Origin of the sequence: Pandoraea soli (assembly GCF_902459595.1) — a bacterium.
GTDB classification, from domain to species: domain Bacteria; phylum Pseudomonadota; class Gammaproteobacteria; order Burkholderiales; family Burkholderiaceae; genus Pandoraea; species Pandoraea cepalis.
This window is the reverse complement of the sequence record NZ_CABPSG010000009.1, coordinates 79,236-99,706: the sequence shown is the minus strand read 5'-3', so window position 1 is coordinate 99,706 and position 20,471 is coordinate 79,236. Positions and strand designations below refer to the sequence as shown.

18 protein-coding genes are annotated in these 20,471 nt (G+C 64.9%); 11 read left to right on the top strand and 7 right to left on the bottom strand.

Going from position 1 to position 20,471, the window contains the following annotated elements:
- On the top strand, positions 1-1,863 hold the full coding sequence (locus PSO31014_RS16265) for a TRAP transporter large permease (RefSeq protein WP_246176745.1): 1,863 nt from the start codon (positions 1-3) through the stop codon (positions 1,861-1,863).
- Positions 1,864-1,965: 102 nt separating this feature from the next.
- Positions 1,966-2,721, top strand: coding sequence for an SDR family NAD(P)-dependent oxidoreductase (locus PSO31014_RS16260; protein ID WP_150552563.1), 756 nt, complete (start codon positions 1,966-1,968; stop codon positions 2,719-2,721).
- Between the two features lie 27 nt (positions 2,722-2,748).
- Here the strand turns inward: PSO31014_RS16260 and PSO31014_RS16255 are convergent, their stop codons facing one another.
- Positions 2,749-3,693: a LysR family transcriptional regulator gene (locus PSO31014_RS16255; protein WP_150552562.1), complete on the bottom strand. Its 945-nt coding sequence runs from the start codon at positions 3,691-3,693 to the stop codon at positions 2,749-2,751.
- A gap of 181 nt (positions 3,694-3,874) precedes the next feature.
- Here PSO31014_RS16255 and PSO31014_RS16250 point away from each other — a divergent pair, with 181 nt between their 5' ends.
- Positions 3,875-5,104: a sigma-54-dependent Fis family transcriptional regulator gene (locus PSO31014_RS16250; RefSeq protein ID WP_343039588.1), complete on the top strand. Its 1,230-nt coding sequence runs from the start codon at positions 3,875-3,877 to the stop codon at positions 5,102-5,104.
- A gap of 845 nt (positions 5,105-5,949) precedes the next feature.
- Positions 5,950-7,110, top strand: a complete 1,161-nt coding sequence (locus PSO31014_RS16245) for a porin (protein ID WP_017233951.1) — start codon at positions 5,950-5,952, stop codon at positions 7,108-7,110.
- 113 nt (positions 7,111-7,223) lie between these two features.
- On the opposite strand, the gene PSO31014_RS16240 is transcribed toward PSO31014_RS16245, so the two are convergent.
- Positions 7,224-8,642 carry a gamma-glutamyl-gamma-aminobutyrate hydrolase family protein gene (locus tag PSO31014_RS16240; protein ID WP_150552561.1) on the bottom strand — a complete coding sequence of 473 codons (1,419 nt, stop codon included), beginning with the start codon at positions 8,640-8,642 and terminating at the stop codon, positions 7,224-7,226.
- Positions 8,643-9,003: 361 nt separating this feature from the next.
- On the opposite strand from PSO31014_RS16240, the gene PSO31014_RS16235 reads away from it, so the two are divergent.
- Positions 9,004-9,282: a YkvA family protein gene (locus PSO31014_RS16235; protein WP_150552560.1), complete on the top strand. Its 279-nt coding sequence runs from the start codon at positions 9,004-9,006 to the stop codon at positions 9,280-9,282.
- Positions 9,283-9,415: 133 nt separating this feature from the next.
- Here the strand turns inward: PSO31014_RS16235 and PSO31014_RS16230 are convergent, their stop codons facing one another.
- From PSO31014_RS16230 to PSO31014_RS16220, 3 genes are read right to left on the bottom strand one after another with little or no spacing between them, the layout of a single operon-like run.
- On the bottom strand, positions 9,416-10,390 hold the full coding sequence (locus PSO31014_RS16230; RefSeq protein ID WP_150552559.1) for a quinone oxidoreductase family protein: 975 nt from the start codon (positions 10,388-10,390) through the stop codon (positions 9,416-9,418).
- Between the two features lie 52 nt (positions 10,391-10,442).
- Positions 10,443-10,856, bottom strand: coding sequence for a methylglyoxal synthase (locus tag PSO31014_RS16225; RefSeq protein ID WP_150552558.1), 414 nt, complete (start codon positions 10,854-10,856; stop codon positions 10,443-10,445).
- Between the two features lie 19 nt (positions 10,857-10,875).
- The gene (locus PSO31014_RS16220) at positions 10,876-11,655 is read right to left on the bottom strand and encodes an SDR family oxidoreductase (RefSeq protein WP_150552557.1); all 780 of its coding nucleotides are present in this window, start codon (positions 11,653-11,655) and stop codon (positions 10,876-10,878) included.
- Between the two features lie 210 nt (positions 11,656-11,865).
- Between PSO31014_RS16220 and upp the strand changes: the two genes are divergently transcribed.
- Positions 11,866-12,516 (top strand): uracil phosphoribosyltransferase, encoded by a 651-nt coding sequence (gene upp / locus PSO31014_RS16215; RefSeq protein WP_150552556.1) that lies wholly within the window; start codon positions 11,866-11,868, stop codon positions 12,514-12,516.
- 54 nt (positions 12,517-12,570) lie between these two features.
- On the opposite strand, the gene PSO31014_RS16210 is transcribed toward upp, so the two are convergent.
- On the bottom strand, positions 12,571-13,506 hold the full coding sequence (locus PSO31014_RS16210; protein ID WP_150552555.1) for a DMT family transporter: 936 nt from the start codon (positions 13,504-13,506) through the stop codon (positions 12,571-12,573).
- 118 nt (positions 13,507-13,624) lie between these two features.
- Complete coding sequence (locus PSO31014_RS16205; protein WP_246176743.1) at positions 13,625-15,118, bottom strand: helicase HerA-like domain-containing protein; 1,494 nt, start codon at positions 15,116-15,118, stop codon at positions 13,625-13,627.
- 310 nt (positions 15,119-15,428) lie between these two features.
- On the opposite strand from PSO31014_RS16205, the gene PSO31014_RS16200 reads away from it, so the two are divergent.
- The 5 genes from PSO31014_RS16200 to PSO31014_RS16180 all read left to right on the top strand — a co-directional run bounded on the left by PSO31014_RS16200 (position 15,429) and on the right by PSO31014_RS16180 (position 20,415).
- Positions 15,429-16,154 (top strand): YebC/PmpR family DNA-binding transcriptional regulator, encoded by a 726-nt coding sequence (locus PSO31014_RS16200; protein ID WP_150552553.1) that lies wholly within the window; start codon positions 15,429-15,431, stop codon positions 16,152-16,154.
- Position 16,155: 1 nt separating this feature from the next.
- Positions 16,156-17,433 carry a phosphoribosylamine--glycine ligase gene (gene purD / locus PSO31014_RS16195; protein WP_150552552.1) on the top strand — a complete coding sequence of 426 codons (1,278 nt, stop codon included), beginning with the start codon at positions 16,156-16,158 and terminating at the stop codon, positions 17,431-17,433.
- A 291-nt stretch (positions 17,434-17,724) separates the two neighbouring features.
- Positions 17,725-18,609 (top strand): mechanosensitive ion channel family protein, encoded by an 885-nt coding sequence (locus tag PSO31014_RS16190; RefSeq protein WP_150552551.1) that lies wholly within the window; start codon positions 17,725-17,727, stop codon positions 18,607-18,609.
- 125 nt (positions 18,610-18,734) lie between these two features.
- Positions 18,735-19,670, top strand: coding sequence for an oxygen-dependent coproporphyrinogen oxidase (hemF, locus tag PSO31014_RS16185; protein WP_150552550.1), 936 nt, complete (start codon positions 18,735-18,737; stop codon positions 19,668-19,670).
- A gap of 13 nt (positions 19,671-19,683) precedes the next feature.
- Positions 19,684-20,415, top strand: a complete 732-nt coding sequence (locus tag PSO31014_RS16180) for a nicotinate-nucleotide adenylyltransferase (protein WP_150552549.1) — start codon at positions 19,684-19,686, stop codon at positions 20,413-20,415.
- Positions 20,416-20,471: the final 56 nt, after the last annotated feature.

Genomic DNA, 20,471 nt, shown 5'->3' with positions numbered 1-20,471 from the left:
ATGACGGCCGAGCCGACGCATGCGCTTGCCCGCCTCTTCTGCCACGTCAACCGCGCGGTGATGAAAGTCACCGAAGCGGTTGCCGTGCTGCTGGTGGTGGCCGAGACGCTCATCCTGCTCGCGGGGGTGATCTCGCGTTATGGGTTCGACAATCCGCTCACGTGGTCGGACGAACTGGCACAGATCCTGTTCATCTGGTTATCGATGCTCGGTGCTGTGCTGGCCCTCGACCGGGGCGAGCACATGCGGCTGTCCGCCATCGTCAACAAACTTCCCGCGGCATGGCGTGACTGGTTCCAGACCATGGCCGCGCTCACGGTCTGCGTATTCGTCGCGCTCATTATCGTGCCCGCGTATTCGCATGCCATCGAGCAGATGGACATCACCACGCCCGCGCTCGAAATTCCCGACGGGCTGCGCGCCGCGGCCCTGCCGGTGGGCGCGGTGCTGATGCTCCTCGCCGCCGTCTCGCGCTTGGCGCGCTGCTCGAGCCTGCGTCAGCTCGGTCTGGGTGTGCTGGTCGTGGCCGCGCTAGGTGCTGCGCTGTGGCTTGGGCGCCCCGCGCTCATCGCCATGGGCAATTACAACCTGCTGGTGTTTTTCGTGCTGATCGTCGGCGTATGCGTGGCAGGCGGCATTCCGATCGCGTTTGCTTTCGGGACGGCAACACTGGCGTATCTGGCGCTAGTGACCGACGCCCCGCTGCAGATCGTCGTCAGCCGCATGGACGAAGGGATGTCGGGCCTCATCCTGCTGTCGGTGCCGCTGTTCGTACTGCTCGGCGCGCTCATCGAAATGAGCGGGCTGGCACGCAGCCTGATCGAATTCATGGCCGCGCTGCTCGGTCACGTGCGCGGTGGCCTGCAGTATGTGCTGCTCGGCGCCATGTTCCTGGTCTCCGGCATTTCGGGATCGAAGGCAGCCGACATGGCGGCCGTCGCGCCCGCGCTCTTCCCCGAGATGCAGCGACGCGGCTCGAAGCCGGAAGATCTCGTGGCGCTGCTCTCGTCGACCGGCGCCATGACGGAGACGATCCCGCCGAGCCTGGTGCTCATCACGATCGGCGCCGTGTGCGGTGTATCGATCACCTCGCTCTTCGTCGGCGGCCTGCTGCCCGCGGTCATCGCCACGCTTGCCATCGTCGTGGTGTGTTTCGCACGTTCGCGCAAGGAAGCGCCGAGTGCGGCCCGCCGCGCGCCGTGGCGCGTGATCGGCAAGACGTTCATCGTGGCCTTGCCGGCGCTCGCGCTGCCGATTCTCATCCGCACGGCCGTGATCGAGGGGGCCGCCACGGCCACCGAAGTCTCGACCGTCGGCATCGCCTACACGGTCGTGATCGGGCTGATCGTGCATGCGTTCAAGAAGCACCTGAACTTCAAGCGCCTGTATCCGCTGTTGACGGAAACGGCCGCGCTCTCCGGCGCGATCCTGCTGATTATCGGCATGGCCACGGCCATGGCCTGGGCGCTCACGCAATCCGGGTTCTCCGCCGCGCTGGTCAGTCTGATGCACGGCATGCCCGGCGGTCAGGTCGGCTTCCTGCTCATCTCGATGGTCGTATTCATCATCCTGGGCAGCGTGCTCGAAGGCATTCCGGCCATCGTGCTGTTCGGACCGCTGCTGTTCCCGGTGGCACGCTCCCTGGGCATTCACGACGTGCATTACGCGATGGTCGTGATTCTTTCGATGGGCATGGGACTGTTCGCCCCGCCGCTGGGCGTTGGCTTCTACGCCGCGTGCGCCATCGGCAAGACATCGCCCGACAAGGTGTTCAACCGGATGTGGACCTACATGGGCGCGCTGTTCGTCGCATTGCTGCTCGTGGTGCTCGTTCCCTGGATCTCGATCGGCTTTCTGAAGTAAGGCAAATCCGCTAACGGTTTCGCAATATCACCGACGGGCTCCGCCGCACTGCTGGCGGCGGAGCCCGATCTGTAAAAATCATCAAATTTAGGAGTCCATATCATGACGGAGAAAGTGGCGATAGTGACGGGCGGCGGAATGGGCATTGGTGCCGCCATCTGCGAACGCTTGATGAATGACGGCATGACCGTGGTGGTCGCCGATCTGAACGAAGGCGCCGCGGCCGAGACGGCGGCAAAGCTCGGCGCGGCAGGCGGCACCGCGTGGGCCCTGGGCATGAATGTCGGCGACGCAGCGTCGATTGCCGACGGCTTCGCAACGATTGCGCAGCGCCACGGCCGCTGCGATGTGCTCGTGAACAATGCCGGTATCGCCAAGACGTTCCCGTTTCTCGACTATCCGCTCGATCACTGGCATCAGGTCATGGCCGTGAACCTCACGGGCACGCTGCTGTGCGGGCAGCACGCTGCGCGACTCATGCGCGAGCAGCGCTGGGGGCGCATCGTCAATCTGGCGTCCGTGGCGGGCATTCTGGCGAGTGCCGGACGCACGGCCTACGGCACCTCGAAGGCCGCCGTCATCGGGCTCACGCGTCAGATGGCCATCGAACTCGCGCCGTTCGGCATCACGACCAACGCCGTCGCCCCCGGTCCCATCGACACGCCGCTCACGCAGGCGCTGCATTCCGACATTTCTCGTCGCCACTACACGGAGACGACACCTCTCGGCCGTTATGGGCAGCCGCGTGAGATTGCCGGTGCCGTGAGCTTTCTCGCGTCGGACGACGCCTCGTATGTGACCGGCCATGTCCTGCCGGTCGACGGCGGCTTCGTGGCCGCCGGCATTCTGGAAATCTGAAGGCAGCGCTTGTCTCTCGCGCCGCCTTCAGCGCGCGCTGGTGTCCGGCCCATCGGGCACCAGCCGTGCGCCCGGCGCGCGCTGCATATCGCGCCACACCGCTCGCGCGTTCTCCACAAACGTCTCGACGCACGGATTGTGATTGTCGCGGCTCCAGAGTAGCGCCACTTCCGCCACCGGTGCGTTGCGCAACGGCTTGAAAACCGCATTGCCGAACGCGCTCGTGCTGCTCATCGACATCGGCACCATCGCCACGCCCAGCCCTTCCCCCACCAGGTTGATAATCGTTTGCTGCAGATTGGTTTCGAGCCGGATATGCGGCGAAAAGCCCGCACGACGGCAATGGTCGACGACCAGGTCATAGACAAGCGGCGCGATCTCACGCGGAATGCTCACGAACGACTCTTCGGCCAGTTGCGCGGCGTCGAGCACCCGCGCCCTCCCCAACGGGTGCGTGCGCGGGAGCACGGCCACCATCTCCTCGCGAAACACGGTCGCCGTATCGAGCCCGGTCAGGTCTTCTGGGCGATACATGATGCCGACGTCCGTCTGCCCGGCCCGCACGGATTCGGCGAGCAGATTCGGTAACGTCTCCGCCAATTTCATGTCGACGCGCGCATATGCGGCGGCATACGTACGGGTGAGCGCGGGCAGGATGTTGTACGCGGAGGACATCATGAAGCCGACTGTGATCGCGCCATCCTCTCCCCGGCTTGCCGCCACGACGTTGCGGCGCGCCCGATCGACCGAGTTGAGAATTTCCACCGCGTCCTGATATAAGCGGGCGCCGGCGCGCGTGAGGCGCACGCTGCGGCGCGTACGCTCGAAAAGCTGCACACCAAGCTCCGCCTCCATCAGCGCAATCTGGCGCGACAGCGGCGGCTGGGAGATATGCAATTGCTGTGCGGCTCGGCCGAAGTGCAGGGTCTCTGCGAGCACCACGAAGTATTGGAAATGGCGCAGCTCAATCATCTGATACCTCAAAGGTATTAATAGCGCATCTATATTGTATTGGATGTTATGACAGCGCGGTCGTATCCTGCATCAGCGGTTGGCCACCCGAGCCGGCTGCGACATAAAGAGACGTCAGGAATCGCCAGGCCACAAGCCACCGTCGGCGACCTTTCGTACCGATACGAGAAGGAGACAAGTCATGCCCGCTCACCTCGCTGTAGCGCCAGCCCCCGCTCGACCTGTCGGCCACGCCAGCCCCCTCGGCGCCGCCACTGCCAATACCGCCTTCAGCCACATCACCGCGCTCGCCGAACGCATCGTTCGGGTACCGGCCACCCCCGCCGCCGCATCTCAGATGCGCCCGGACTACCTCGCCATCGACGATCTGTGCGGCACCGACGCCCGCATGCGCGAGTTGCTCTCGCGCGGCAAGCGCTTCGTCGATCGCGGACTGCCGGTGTTGATCCTCGGAGAGACGGGAACGGGCAAGGAGTTTCTGGCCCGCGCGCTGCACGAGTACAGCGAGCGACGCGCACAAGCGTTCGTCGCGATCAATACGGCATCGCTGCCGGAACATCTCGTCGAGAGCGAATTGTTCGGCTATCAGCGCGGCGCATTTTCGGGCGCCCTGCCCGGCGGAATGAAAGGGAAGTTGCAGCAGGCCGACGGCGGTACGCTGTTCCTCGACGAGATCGGGGACATGCCTTATGCGCTGCAAACACGGCTCCTGCGCGTGCTCTCGGAGCGTGAAGTCACGCCGCTGGGCGCGAGTCACCCGGTGCCCGTCAACGTCCAGCTCATCTGCGCCACGCATCAGGATCTCGCCAGCGCGGTGGCACAGGGCACGTTCCGCGAAGATCTTTACTACCGCATTGCCGTGGGCGTACTCACGCTGCCGACGCTGCGCGAGCGCGACGACAAGCGCGAGTTGATCGCGCGCATGCTGTGCGACGAGTGGCCGGGATTGCGCGCCGATCAGGCACTGGCTCGCGTAGCGCCGCACGCCATGTCGTGCCTGCTCACCCACGCGTGGCCGGGCAATCTGCGCCAGATGCGCGCCGCATTGCGTTACGCGTGCGCGGTGATGGCTGGCCATATGCTGGGGATGGACGACCTGCCGCCAGAACTCGTCATGCTGCCGTCGACGCGCGGCGTGGATGGCAATGTCGCGATGCGTGTCATGGAAGCACGAGATGTCGTGGCGTCGAGCCCCGTCGCCGCCCCGAACGAAGCAAGTGCGCAGGCATCACCGCACGACCGCGAGCGTGAGCGCATTCTGCAGGCGCTCGCGCAACACCGCTGGAACATCTCCGCAGCGGCACGCACCCTCGGCTTCTGCCGAGCGTCGCTGTATCGCAAGCTCAAGCAGTTGCGCATTCCGCACGTGCGCGATTGCGGCGACGCCTTCGGCGCGAGCCATTACGCGTAGCCAAACATGCGGTAAAAAACGCAGGCAAAAAACGCAGACAAAAAAAAGCGCGGCCAATGAGGCCGCGCCAAGGTTTGGAGACTTTTCACTCAACGCAAAAGTCTACTTCTCGCGGAACGTAGTATAGGGTCTGGCCTCCCGAATCATTCTCATCATTCGGCGCAATGCATTATTCGGCGACTCGCAATAGTCCGTAAAACGCTATCAACAAAGGACTTTTTGGCGCGAATCCATTTTTCACGCCTGTCGGCATCTCGGATTTTCCTCATCGCATGTGCTTCAGTACGCGCAACGACGCGATCATCACGGCTACCCGCACCGCGCCCCTACACTTCTCCCTATAGCCACCACAAAACCTCACTGATCACGCAATGAAAGGTGCCTCTGTCGACGGCATTATTTCGTTCGGCGCGTGACGTGGGTCAATGATCGCCATCGCGGAGATCACGTGTCGCCGGAACTTAACGCCTTGCCCCATGTCGCGTGTAGATCCAGTGCTGGCAATGCTTCGCGAGCGATGCCGCTTGCCCTCTGCACTGTGTCCCAAGCGCAACACACGTCGCTTGCGTGGTCATTTATCGCCTAGGCTTAATCAAGCCAATCCCTTATTGGACAACGCTTTTCGGCACATTCGGCGGATTCTTCCCGTATCCGAAATAGATTCTTGCGGATTCTGAAATAGGCGCGGATCTCGCTCACTCATACACTGCCCCCTGTCAACAGAGCAGTGCCGATACTTGATCGGGTCCGCGAATGACAAACCGTCACCTCGACATGTTCTGTTTCGCCGCGTTCTGTTTTCACGCGAATTCTGCGATTCGTGTCACGTTACTGGAGCTTAAACCATGAAAAAAACTCTTCTTGCCGCTGCCGTTGTCGGCGCGTTCTCCGCGAGCGCCCAAGCGCAAAGCAGCGTCACCCTGTATGGCTTGATCGACGCTGGCGTCGCTTACACCAGCAACTCGACGACCTCGACGGCTTCGGGTTCGAAGAACTTCCGCGCAACGAGCGGCCTGATCAACGGTAGCCGTTGGGGCCTGAAGGGCGCGGAAGATCTGGGTGGCGGTAACAAGGCCATCTTCGTGCTGGAAAACGGCTTCTCGATCAACAACGGCACGTCGGGCCAGAACGGCCGCATGTTCGGTCGTCAGGCTTTCGTTGGCCTGCAGAACGACAAGTTCGGCTCGGTGACGATCGGTCGTCAATACGACTCGCTGGTTGACTACCTGGCACCGCTGACCCTGAACGGCTCGTCGTTCGGCGGCACGATCGCAGCGCACCCGTACGATAACGACAACACGAACAACTCGTTCCGTGTGAACAACTCGGTCAAGTACTCGAGCGCCAATTACAACGGCCTGACCTTCGGCGGCCTGTATGGCTTCTCGAACAAGGCTGGCGATTTCGCCAACAACCGCGCCTTCAGCGCCGGCGTGAACTACGCGAACGGCCCGCTGACCGTGGCCGCTGCCTACCTGGAACGCCAAGGCAACACGGGCGCCAACAACACCAGCGGCGCAGTCGACACGTCGACTGGCGGTGACTCGGTGTTCAGCGCCTCGAAGCAACGCGTCTGGGGTATCGGTGGTAACTACGCCTTCGGCCCGGCAACCGTCGGCCTGGTGTACACCCACACGCAACTCCAAGGCCTGACCGGCCTGAACTTCAACAGCACCGCAGTTGCCTTTGGCAACGACGGCCTGAAGTTCGACAACTTCGAAGTCAACGGTCGCTACATGCTGACCCCGGCAGTCTCGCTGTCCGCCGCGTACACGTACACGATGGCCAAGCAAGATTCGACGGACAAGAAGCCGAAGTTCCACACCGTGACGCTGCAAGCCGACTACCGTCTGTCGAAGCGTACCGATGTGTACCTGACCGGTTCGTACCAGCACATCTCCGACAACGAAGGCACGGGCCTTCAAGCCGGTGTCGGCGCTGCCGGCGGTATGTCGTCGACCAGCTCGCAAACCGTTGTGGGCACGGGCATCCGTCACCGCTTCTAATCGACGCGGCGCGCGCACCGGCGGCATGATGCCGGTGCGCCTGACATGAAAATGGGCAGCCTCGCGGCTGCCCATTTTTCATTGCGTCGATCGCGGTGCGATCAAACGCCCAATCAGAAGCGCGTTTCGCGCGCGGCGCGCAGGAAGTTGTCGAGCACCGGTGTGCAATCGAGATACTCCGGCCCGCCCGCCCGGTGAAATTCCGGGTGCCATTGCAGCCCCATCACGAACGGCGCCTTGCGGTAGCGAATGGCTTCCACCACCCCATCTTCCGAGCACACCGCCTCCACACTCAGGTCGCGCCCAAGCGTTCTCACCGACTGGTGATGGATCGAGTTGACGATCGGCACATCGACCGGCCCGAGCATCTGCGCGAGCGATGAGCCCTCGGGAAACGTCAGCGTGTGACGGTTGTGTTCGTAGGTATCGGTCACGTGCGGGATCGCGTCGGGCAGATCCGTGGCGATGTCCTGGTGCAGCGTGCCGCCAAATGCCACGTTGATGAGCTGGCAGCCGCGACACACACCGAGAATCGGCTTGCCCTGCTCCACGAACTCATGCAGCAATTCGAGTTCGTACATGTCGCGCATGCGATCGCCCTGCCATTCGTGGCGCGTCGCCACTTCCGAATAGCTGTGCGGCGAGACGTCCGCCCCGCCCTGCAACACCAGCCCGTCGAGATGCTTCGCATAATCGTGAAGACGGATATGGCTCGGATGCAGCAGACCCTGCGTGTCGACCGTGGGAATCATGAACACCAGCACGTCGCGCGACATCACCCAGTGCGCGATCGACTCTTCGAGGTACTGAAGCGTCTTGCTGCGCAGCCCCTTCGCCCCCGGCTCCGGATGAAAAATGCGCGCTGAAATGCCGATCTTCAGGGTGCGCTGCGTGATGCGCTGCCCCGCGCGGTCGTACCACGCGCGAAACCGTGCCGACGTGATACGACGCAGCACCGACCACGGCGAATCGCCCGCCTGCAGGTACGACGGCTGAGTACCCATCGAGGCGGGGCTGCCAGGACGCGCGGCACCGGGGCCGAATGTCGGCTGATGCGGCGGCTCGTCGCTACCGGTACTGCCGGCACTGCCGGGCGCACTCTCACTCCCCGTGCCACCAACGCTGCTGGGCACACCGGTAGCTTCGCTCGGCTTTGGCGCCGGCGTGCCAATCGGATTATGGTCGGCGGCCACTTCGGCTGCCGACGCCCGGACTGAGGGGCTCGTCGCTGAGGCAGGAGCCCCTGTCGACGCCTCGGGCGCGGGCGCTGGACGCGTGAGCGTGTCGGGGTTCGCTGGCATGTTGCCCGATGCCTCGGCCGTGCCCGCAACGGGTTTCGCCGTCGCATGAGACGTCGCCGTTGTCGGCGGCTCCACGTACTCGGACGCGCCCTGCGAGGCTGGCGTTGGCGACGTACCGGCGTCGGTGGACGGCGGCGTCTGCGGTGGGGTTGCGCTCGTACTCGTATCGGGCTCGGGCTTATTCGAAGGCGGCGAAGGCTGCGGCGATTTCGGATCTTGAGCGTCAGTCATGGTGGCGTTTGGATGGCGTCCGCGAAGGGGGAAAAATGGATGGACCACTGCGGCTGGCAAATTATCCCGCTGGCCTGATCCTGCCGCAACCGGGAAAGCCGATCGTCCGTCAGATCCGGCACCAAGGCACCGGCCAGGACTCGATGTACGATGAAACCACCCCGACTCGGCGTGGTCGAAGCACAATATCACGCATCGTGCGTATGAGCCCACATGCTACGGACGACGCAGCCCGGCAGAGGGATAAGCACACGATGCGATAACTTAAAGAATCAATGAGCGACGTTTCCATCAATACAATGAAGACGCCTGCCACATTCGGCGGCGATATTCATTCAGGAGCCTGCAAGTGAAGCGTTTTATGCGTCTTTGGCAAGTTGCGCGCCACGATTTCCGGGTTCTCTGGCACGCGGCTCGCGATCCGCGCCGCCCGCGCTGGTTGCTGCCCGCGCTGGCGCTGCTCGCCGTCTATTTGGTCAGTCCATTCGATCTGATTCCGGACTTTGTGCCAGTCTTCGGCCTGCTCGACGATGTCGTCGTGATCGGGCTGGTCGTGCATTGGCTCATCAATCGTCTGCCCGAGGACGTGCGCGAGGATGCGCGCGCCCACGGCGCCCACGGCTTCAGGCAGCAAGCCTAAGTCGGGTCGTTGACGACGTCGTCGGCCATGAGCAACGGACCTTGGCCGAGTCTCCCCGAACGTTGGACCGGCGTCCGGCGTCCGGGAGCACATCGCATTGATGCCTGCTGGCGTTAGCGTCATTCGCCCCCACTCAGGGCATGAGCAACGTCGACCCAGTGGTTTTGCGCGCCTCGAGATCGCGATGGGCCTGGGCCACGTCGGCCAATGCGTAACGCTGATTGACCTCGATCTTGACCGAGCCCCTGGCGACGACGTCGAACAGGTCCTTGGCCGTCGCTTCCAGGTCGGCCCGCTTGGCCGTGTAGCTGAAGAGCGTCGGTCGCGTGAAGAACAGCGAGCCGCGCGACACAAGGTCGGCAGTGTTGATCTGCGCGACGGGCCCCGACGCGCTCCCGAAGTTCACCATCATGCCCAGCGGCCGCAGGCAGTCGAGCGAGCCGATGAACGTGTCCTTTCCAATGGAATCGTAGACGACCGGCACACCTTCGCCACTCGTGATCTCCTTCACCCGTTCGACGAAATTCTCACGCGTATAGACGATCGGATGGTCGCAGCCATGCTGGCGCGCGAGCGCCGCCTTCTCGTCGGAGCCGACCGTGCCGATCACCGTCGCGCCCAAGGCCTTGGCCCACTGGCACACGATGAGCCCCACGCCGCCGGCGGCCGCATGAATGAGGATCGTGTCGCCCGCCTTGACCGGGTAGGTGCGGCGCAACAGGTACTGCGCGGTCATGCCCTGCAGCATCATCGCGGCGGCCTGATCGTCGCTGATGCTGTCCGGCAGACGCACGAGCGACGCCACCGGCATCACGCGGGCCTGCGAGTAGGCGCCGCAAGGACGGCTGGCATAGGCGACGCGGTCGCCCGCCTTGACGAGCGTCACGCCTTCGCCCACAGCCTCGACCACGCCCGCCGCTTCCATGCCCAGACCGGCCGGCAGCGGCTGCGGGTACAGGCCGGTGCGGAAATACACGTCGATGTAGTTCAGCCCGACGGCGTTGTGGCGCACACGCGCCTCGCCCGGCCCAGGGTCGCCCACTTCGACGTCGACATACTTCATCACTTCCGGGCCGCCATTCTGTTCGATGCGAATTGCCTTGGTCATCCTCGCTCCTCTCACTCGTGTGAAGTGTGTTGTGAACTGTCGGTTCTCGGCGTCACGCCGCCGGCTGCGCGGCCAGACGCACGATCAACTGCTCGAGCAGCATGCGCGCCGTGGCGCTGTTGGTCGCACACGGCACGTTGTGTACGTCGCACGCCCGCACAAGGGCGTTGATATCCGGTTCGTGCGGTTGCGGCGTCATCGGGTCGCGCAGGAACAGCACCATGTCGACACGCCCCTCCGCCAGTTGCGCGCCAATCTGAAGGTCGCCGCCGTGCGGACCGGAAAGCATGCGCTCGACGTCCAGGCCAAGCTCGGTGGCGATGCGTCCGCCCGTCGTGCCCGTCGCGACGAGCTTGCACTGGCGCAGCACGTCGACGTAGTCGTGCGCCACCGCCAGAATGTCGTCTTTTTTCTTGTCGTGCGCGATGAGCGCAATCCGGACTTTAGGTGCCGTCGATACAGTCATTGAAGCCATCTCAGAAAGGTTAAAACGTGCCCGGGTACGCGCCACCGTCGATCAGCACGTTCTGTCCGGTAATGTAGCCCGCCTGCGCGCTGCAGAGAAACGCGCAGGTCGCACCGAACTCGTCCGGCTGCCCGAAGCGGCGGGCCGGAATTGCGGCAGCCCGCTTGGTGCGAACTTCTTCGACCGTCTGTCCGCTCTTCGTCGCCGATGCCTGCAGGGTGGCCGCGAGGCGGTCGGTATCGAAAGCACCCGGCAGCAGATTGTTGATGGTCACGTTGTGCCCAACGGTCGTGCGCGCCAGCCCGGCGACGAACCCGGTCAGCCCGGAGCGGGCGCCATTGGACAACCCGAGGATGTCGATGGGCGCCTTCACGGCCGACGACGTGATGTTCACAATGCGGCCGAAACCGCGCGCCATCATGTCGTCCACGCACGCCTTGATCAGTTCGATGGGGGTGAGCATGTTCGCGTCGAGCGCGCGAATCCAGTCGTCGCGTTGCCAGTCGCGGAAGTCGCCCGGCGGCGGGCCGCCTGCGTTGGTCACGAGAATGTCGAGTTGTCCGCACGCCGCGAGCGCCTGCGCGCGCCCCTCTGGCGTGGTGATGTCGCAGGCCACGGCGGTGACGCTCACGCCCGTGGCCGCGCGAATCTCGTCGGCCGCCGCGTTGAGCGTCTGCGCCGTGCGCGCAACGATCACGACGTTCGCGCCCGCTTCGGCCAGCGCCTGCGCGCACGCGCGTCCCAGCCCCTTGCTCGCGCCGCAGACCAGCGCGGTGCGCCCCTTGATTCCCAGATCCATGTTCAGCCTTCAAGACAAGTGACACGTTGGACGACGGCGGTGGCACCGCCGTCTTGCAGCGATTCTAAGGGAATCGCGCGCGCGCCGCTTTGTGGGGGCAATCGCTTGGGCAATCGGTCCCGAACGACAGCGAAACCCGGACCGACGGCGCCGCATCGGCTAAAATCGCGGCCATGCGGGCCACACCGGCCCTGCCCCGGATTGCCAGCCATGAAACAAGATCCCCGCTTCCCGAATCTCTTTATCTGCGATCACCCGCTGATCCAGCACAAGCTCTCGCACATGCGCGACAAGGAAACGTCGACGCGCACGTTTCGCGGCCTGCTGCGCGAGATCACCTTGCTCATGGGCTACGAGATCACGCGCGACCTGCCGCTCACTACCGAGCGCATCGACACGCCGATGGTCGCCATGGACGCGCCCGTCATCGCGGGCAAGAAACTCGCGATCGTGCCGGTGCTGCGCGCCGGCGTGGGCATGAGCGACGGCCTGCTCGATCTGGTGCCGTCGGCACGCGTCGGTCACATTGGCGTGTATCGCGACGAGCAACATCGTCCGGTCGAATATCTCGTGCGCCTGCCGGATATCGCCGAGCGCCGCTTCATCCTGTGCGACCCGATGGTGGCGACCGGCTATTCGGCCGTGCACGCCGTGGACGTGCTGCGCAAGCGCGGCGTGGCCTCGGAAAACATTGCGTTTCTCGCCCTGGTGGCCGCGCCCGAAGGGGTGAAGGTGCTGCATGACGCGCATCCGGACGTGAAGCTGTATGTCGCGTCGCTCGACGAGCGTCTGGACGATCACGCCTACATCATTCCGGGCCTGGGCGACGCGGGCGACCGCCTGTTCGGCACCAAGAACTGACGCAACACGGATCCCACGCCCCGGCCCGCCTGCGCCGGGGCGACCCTCCCCGCTCTACCGCTCTCCCCGGTGTCCCCGGCCCGGGCGCCGTGTGGCCATCGCCACGCCTACGGCTGCCAGCCCCATCCCTCCCCAAGCGAGCGGCGGCATGTGCTCCCCGACCATGAGCCACGCAGCAAGCGCCGCTGACGGCGGCACGAGGAAAAACAGCGCCGAGACACGCGACGCCTCGCCACGCCGGATCATCGCCAGCAGCAACGAAATCGCGACGATCGAGTTGCCGATCACGAGGTAGACGAGCGCCGCGCCGAGCTGCCATGTCCATTCGATGCGCATCGGCTCCAGCCATGCGGCCAGCGGCAGCGTCGCCGCGAAGCCCACGGCGTATTGCACCAGATTGGACGTGACCGGGTGCTGGCCCACGCCGAAGCGCTTTTCGTAGAGCGTGCCGCACGTGATCGCGCCAAGCGCCACGAATGTCAGTGCCAGCCCCAGCGCGGAAGTCGCCTCCACCGCCGAGCGCGCCACAATGACCAGCGCCGCCCCCGCCAGCCCCAGAAACAGTCCGACCCAGTTCAGTCCGCTCACGCGCTCGCCCACCAGATGCGGCACAGCCAGCGCCACGAGAATCGGTTGCAGCGAGGTAATCAGCGCCACGCTGCCGGCCGACACGCCCAGGCGTAGCGCCAGATAGGTCATGCTGAAGTACAGCGCCTGAATGAGCAGGCCGATGACGACGAGATGACCCCAGGCGGCCGCCGTCTTCGGCAATGGCGGGCGCATGACGAGCGCCAGCGGCGCGAGCAGCACGAGCACCAGCCCATAGCGAAGCGCGAGGAACGTGAGCGGGTCGGCATAGATCAGGCCGATCTTGGCGACGGTAAAGCCGACCGACCATAGAAACAGAAAAATGAGCGGCGCGGCGCGCAGCCACAAGGGGTCGTGGGCGACACCGGTGCGCACCGGTTCCAGCGACGATTTCAGCGACATGAGGGGACGAGCGTTCGATGTAGGGGAGACGGTGCCGGCGATACGTCAGTGGCAAGGCGTACGCCACGCGCCACCGATCGTCGGACGGGGGTGTTGTCGCGGCGACAGACAAGCCCGGTCATCGCCGCCTGCTGCCGCCGAGAATGCTGCCCAGCACGCCGCGCACGATCTCGCGGCCCAACTGGCTGCCGATGGTGCGCGCCGTACTCTTGACCATCGCTTCGACGAGCGTGTCCTTGCGACGCGAGCCGCCCGCACCGCCCAGCAAGCCGCCGAGCGAGTCCCTGACCGCGTCGAGCAGACCGCCGCCGGCCGTTTCGCCGCCGGTCGGCGGCGGCGCGTCCGGCGCCTGCGCCCCACCGCCTGAGGCGGGCGGCACGTCGCCCTGACGCGTCCGGGTGCGCCCGACCAGCGTTTCGTAAGCCGACTCGCGATCCACCGTTTTCTCGTACACGCCAGCCACGAGCGACGCGGCGATGAGCGCTGCACGCTCCTGCGGGGTAATCGGTCCGATGCGCGAGGCCGGCGGCGCGATGTACGCGCGCTCCGTCACGGCGGGACGCCCCTTCTCGTCGAGCAACGACACCAGCGCTTCGCCCACGCCCAGCTCGCCGATCACCGTTTCGATATCGAGCGACGGATTGGCGCGCATTGTCTGCGCCGCCACCTTGACCGCCTTTTGATCGCGCGGCGAATACGCCCGCAGCGCATGCTGCACGCGATTGCCCAACTGGCCGAGCACGGTGTCCGGCACGTCGACCGGATTCTGCGTCACGAAGTACACGCCAACGCCCTTCGAACGAATCAACCGCACCATCTGCTCGATCCGCTCGAGCAACGGCTTCGGCGCCTCGTTGAACAACAAATGTGCCTCGTCGAAGAAGAACACGATCTTGGGCTTGTCGGGATCGCCCACCTCCGGCAAACGCTCGAACAGCTCGGCGAGCAGCCACAGCAGGAACGTGGCGTAGATGCGCGGCGCGGCCAGCAGTTTGTCCGCCGCGAGAATGTTGACGACGCCCCGCCCTTGCGCGTCCGTCTGCATGAAGTCGTCGATATCGAGCATCGGTTCGCCGAAGAACTTGTCGGCGCCTTGTTGCTCGAGCGTGAGCAACCCGCGCTGGATCGCGCCGACCGACGCGGCCGAGATGTTGCCGTACTGCGTGGTGAAGGTCGAGGCATTCTCGCCCACGTGCTGGAGCATGGCGCGCAGGTCCTTGCTGTCGAGCAGCAGAAGGCCGTTGTCGTCGGCAATCTTGAAGACGAGATTGAGCACGCCGGTCTGCGTCTCGTTCAAGCCCAGCAGCCGCGAGAGCAACAGCGGACCAAGATCGGAAACCGTTGCGCGCACCGGGTGGCCCTGCTCGCCGAACACATCCCAAAGTGTGGCGGGGCTGGCATGCCAGTCGGGCGTTTCGAAGCCGAACTGGGCAATGCGCTCCTTGAGCTTGGGCGTCTCGGCGCCGGGCTGCGCGATGCCTGTCAGGTCGCCTTTCACGTCGGCGAGGAACACGGGCACGCCGATGTCGGAGAAGGCCTGCGCCATGACCTGGAGCGTGACGGTCTTGCCCGTGCCGGTGGCCCCGGTAATCAACCCGTGGCGATTGCCCATGGCGGGCAGCAGGCCAAGAACGTGCTGATCATTGCGTGCGATGAGAAGCCGGTCGCCGGGGTCGCCGGCGGGGCTCGCGGCCCCGGCGGGCGCGAGCGGGGATGCCGTTGAGGAAGCGGCAAGCGACGAGGCTTGCGGCGGCACGGGCTTCTGGGGCATGAGAGACCTCGGCGGTAAACGCGGCGCGGCTCGTGACACGGCGCAGCAAACACCCGTGGCACGGTGCGGCGGCATGATAAAATTGCCTCCGATTATAGCGGCAGGTTGCCGCTCTGACTTCGCCGCACAGCGCGGCACGACGGAGAAATTCATGGCGGGTCATTCCAAATGGGCCAACATCAAACACAAGAAGGCAGCGGCAGATGCCAAGCGCGGTAAAGTCTGGACACGCCTGATCAAGGAAATCACGGTGGCCGCGCGCCTGGGCGGCGGCGATGTCGACAGCAACCCGCGTCTGCGCCTGGCTGTGGAAAAGGCCGCCGACGCGAACATGCCCAAGGACAACGTCAAGCGCGCGATCGATCGCGGCGTTGGCGGTCTTGACGGCGCCAACTACGAAGAAATCCGCTACGAAGGCTATGGCATCAACGGCGCCGCCGTGATCGTCGATACCATGACGGACAACCGCGTGCGCACCGTCGCGGAAGTGCGTCATGCCTTCTCCAAGTTTGGCGGCAACATGGGCACCGACGGCTCGGTGGCGTTCCTCTTCACGCACTGCGGCCAGTTCCTGTTCGCGCCGGAGACGCCGGAAGACAAGCTGATGGACGTGGCGCTCGACGCCGGTGCCGACGACGTGATCACCAACGACGACGGCAGCTTCGAAGTCATCTGCCCGGCGAACGACTTCCAGGCCGTGAAGGCCAAGCTTGAAGCGGCCGGTCTGAAGGCCGAAGTCGCGGAAGTCACGATGAAACCGCAAACCGAAGTGGTCTTCACCGGCGAAGACGCCCTGAAGATGCAAAAGCTGCTCGACGCGCTCGAAAACCTCGACGACGTGCAGGAAGTATTCACCAACGCCGTCATCGAGGAATAAGATGAAGATTCTGGTTGTCGGCTCGGGCGGCCGCGAACACGCGCTGGCGTGGAAGCTTGCCCAATCGCCTCGTATTCAGTTGGTTTATGTCGCCCCGGGTAACGGCGGCACGGCGCTCGACGAGCGCCTGCGCAATGTCCCGATCAGCGATCCGAACGTGCTCGCCGAGTTCGCCGTGCGCGAAGGTATTGCGCTGACGGTGGTCGGCCCGGAAACGCCGCTCGCCGCCGGTATCGTCAACATCTTCCGTGCGCGTGGCCTGAAGATTTTCGGCCCGACGAAGGAAGCGGCGCAGCTCGAATCGTCGAAGGACTTCGCCAAGGCGTTCATGAAGCGTCACGGCATTCCCACCGCCGATTACGAAACGTTCTCCGACGCGGCCAGCGCCCACGCCTACATCGACGCCAAGGGCGCGCCGATCGTCATCAAGGCGGACGGCCTCGCCGCAGGCAAGGGCGTGGTCGTGGCGATGTCGCTCGACGAAGCGCATCACGCCGTCGACATGATGCTCGCGGACAACAAGCTCGGCGACGCCGGTGCCCGCGTGGTGATCGAGGAGTTCCTGCAAGGCGAGGAAGCCAGCTTCATCGTGATGGTCGACGGCAAGAACGTGCTGCCGCTGGCCACATCGCAGGATCACAAGCGCCTGCTCGATAACGATCAGGGCCCCAACACCGGCGGCATGGGCGCGTACTCGCCCGCACCGATCGTCACGCCGCAGATCCATGCGCGCGTGATGCGCGAGATCATTCTGCCGACCGTGCGCGGCATGGAAACCGACGGCATCCGCTTCACGGGCTTCCTGTACGCCGGCCTGATGATCGACGCGCAAGGCAACGTCAAGACGCTCGAATTCAACTGCCGCATGGGCGACCCCGAGACGCAGCCGATCATGGCGCGCCTGAAGGGCGACTTTTCGGTCGTGGTCGAGCACGCGATTGCGGGCACGCTCGACAAGGTCGAACTCGACTGGGACCGCCGTTATGCGCTGGGCGTGGTGCTCGCCGCTCACGGCTATCCGGACACCCCGCGCAAGGGCGACCGGATCTCCGACGTGCCGGCCGAGACCGCCGAATGCGTGACGTTCCACGCGGGCACCCAGATCGAGAACGACGTGCTGACGGTGACGGGCGGGCGGGTGCTGTGCGTGGTTGGCCTGTCCGATACCGTGCGTGGCGCGCAGAGCGTGGCGTACCAGACCGTCAATCAGATCAATTTCGACGGCATGCAGTATCGCCACGATATCGGCAACCGCGCACTGGCGCGCAAACCGGAGTAAGCCAGCCGAAGTCAGGCAACCGGCGTCAGGTCGGCCACGCTTGAAGGCAGACCTTGAAGCGCCAAATCGTTGTGCTACGGCCCGGAGACGTCATGTCGTCCGGGCCGTTGTCGTTTTGGCGGTCGTTTTGGCGGCACCTCGTCCGCGAATGCCGTCACAGCGTCGCGATTGACAAGCGCCGAGCAAGTTGGCACGCTGACACCGCGCGGGCACGTCACCGCCGCGCGTCCGGCCAGCCCCGGCGGAATGTATACAGTTTTCCCGACAGACCCTCGCTCGACGGAGACTTACATGTTCGATCTCGACAAGCTGGTCAACGATTATCTGATGCCGTTCGGCCTGAAGATCCTGATGGCCGTCGTCATCTGGATCGTCGGCGGTATCGTCATCAATGTGGTGGCGCGGCTCGTGCGCAGCGCCATGACTCGCCGGGCCATCGACCCCACCCTCGTTCGTTACACCGAATCGACGCTGCGCATCGCCTTGCGCATTGCGCTGATCATTTCCATCCTCAGTGTCTGCGGTATCGAGACGACGTCGTTCGCCGCGCTGCTCGCCGCCGCCGGCATCGCCATCGGCGCGGCCTGGTCCGGACTTCTGTCGAACTTCGCCTCAGGCATCTTCCTCATCGTGCTGCGCCCCTTCAAGACCGGCGACATGATCAGCGCAGGTGGCGTGACCGGGGTGGTCGACGAGATCGGCCTGTTCGTCACCACGCTCACGACGGCAGACAATCTGCGGGTGTACGTCGGCAACACGAAGGTCTTCGGCGACAACATCACGGTGTACGACGCCAACGCGTTTCGCCGCGTCGACTTGACGGCGCAGCTCGCCCACACGGTCGATGTGCAGGACGCGATAGCGCGCCTGAAGGCACGCATCGCGCAGATCCCGAACGTGATGAGCACGCCCGCGATCGATGTGGTGATCCTCGAATTCAATCCCGCCGGGCCGGTACTCGCGGTGCGTCCGTACTGCCACAACCGCGATTACTGGCAGGTGTATTTCGATACCAACCGGGCCATCGCCGAGGTGGGTGGCACGGCCCAGTGGCCGGTGCCGGCGCCGCGTCAGATCCTCATGCCGCCGCCGGGCGACACCGGCAAAGGCATGCCCATTGCGCCCGCGGGCGGCGCGCCAGCGACCAGCCCCTTGCCCAACGCGCCAGCGCCGTGACCGCCAAGGCTTGATGCAGGTCATTCGGGCGGCATTCGGCGAGGCCGTTTGCCGCGTCGGCCTGCCCCCGACCGCGTGGCTGCCGGTACAATCGCGGTTATTACCACGCATCGGGACGTCACAGAATGACAGCGCAAGACGCCGCACCGGCGCCGGATACGGGCGCAGTGCGAACTTATCTGCTCGGGCTTCAGGACCGCATCGTCGAGACGCTCGGGCGCCTCGACGGCAAACGCTTCCTCGCCGACGACTGGCAACGCCCGGCCGATAGCGCGCTGCGCGGCGACGGCCGCACCCGCGTGCTCGACGATGGCGACTTCTTCGAGCGCGGCGGCGTGAACTTCTCTCATGTGGTCGGCGACAAGCTGCCAGGTTCGGCCAGCGCCTCCCGCCCTGAGTTGGCCGGGCGCGGCTTCGAAGCGCTCGGTGTCTCGCTCGTGCTGCATCCGCGCAATCCGTACTGCCCGACTGTGCACTTCAACGTGCGCATTCTGATCGCCACGGCTCCCGGCCAGTTGCCCGCGTTCTGGTTCGGCGGCGGTATGGATCTCACGCCGTACTATGCGTTCGAAGAGGACTGCCGGCATTTTCATCAAACCTGCAAGGACGCGCTCGATCCCTTCGACACCGCGTGGTATCCGCGCTTCAAGACGTGGTGCGACGAGTACTTCTACCTGAAGCATCGCCAGGAGCCGCGCGGCATCGGCGGCATCTTCTTCGACGACTTCTCGGGCGGCGGTTTCGACACGGGCTTCGCTGTCATGCAAAGTGTCGGAGATGCCTTCCTCGACGCTTATGTCCCGATCGTCGAGCGCCGTCGCGGCATGCCCTACGGTGAACGCGAACGGGATTTCCAGGCCCACCGGCGCGGCCGCTATGTCGAATTCAATCTGGTCTGGGACCGTGGTACCCATTTCGGCCTGCAATCGGGGGGACGCACCGAATCGATTCTGATGTCGATGCCGCCGATCGTGAAATGGCACTACGACTGGAAGCCCGAGCCGGACACCCCGGAGGCGAAGCTCTATACCGACTTCCTCGTGCGCCGCGAGTGGGTGTGAAGGCTGGCCGCGCATGACCGTCTCCTCCCCTGCCGCACCCCACGCCACGCATGCGTCGCCCACCGGTTCGATCCGGCGCATCGGTGTGCTCGGCGGCACGTTCGATCCGATTCACACCGGGCACCTCGCGCTCGGCGCGCTGTTCGCCCGCACGCTCGCGCTCGACGAATTGATCCTGATGCCGGCCGGCCAGCAGCCGCAAAAGCAAGGCAGCACAGCGGCCGAACATCGTCTGGCCATGACACGCCTCGCCGCCGAGCAACTCGCCGCAGAGCTCGCGCGCACGCAACCGTCCACCCGGTTGCGCGTCAGCACGCGCGAGATCGAGCGCGCCGGGCCGAGCTACACCGTCGATACGCTGCGCGAGATGCGCCGTGACGTCGGCCCGCAGGCTTCACTGTCACTGCTCATCGGCTCCGACCAACTGGTGCGCCTGGATACCTGGCACGCCTGGCGCGAGCTGTTCGACTACGCGCACGTCTGTGCGGCCGCGCGCCCCGGTTTCCGCTGGGCCACGGCCTCCTCGGAACTGCGCCAAGTCTTCGCCGAACGGGAAAAGTCCGCGCTCGGGGTACAATCCACGCCATGCGGCGGCATTCTGATCGACAACTCACTGGCTGTCGACATCTCCGCCACCGAGTTGCGCGCCACGCTGGCGCACGCGCGAGACGCGGCCACGCCCCCGGCGAACCTGCCCGAATCCGTGTGGCATTACATCCGCGCGCAACACCTGTATCGCGCCTGACGGCCCCTGGCCCTTACCCGGTCGCCGCCTCGGCGCTCCCTGTTTCACCAAAAAGA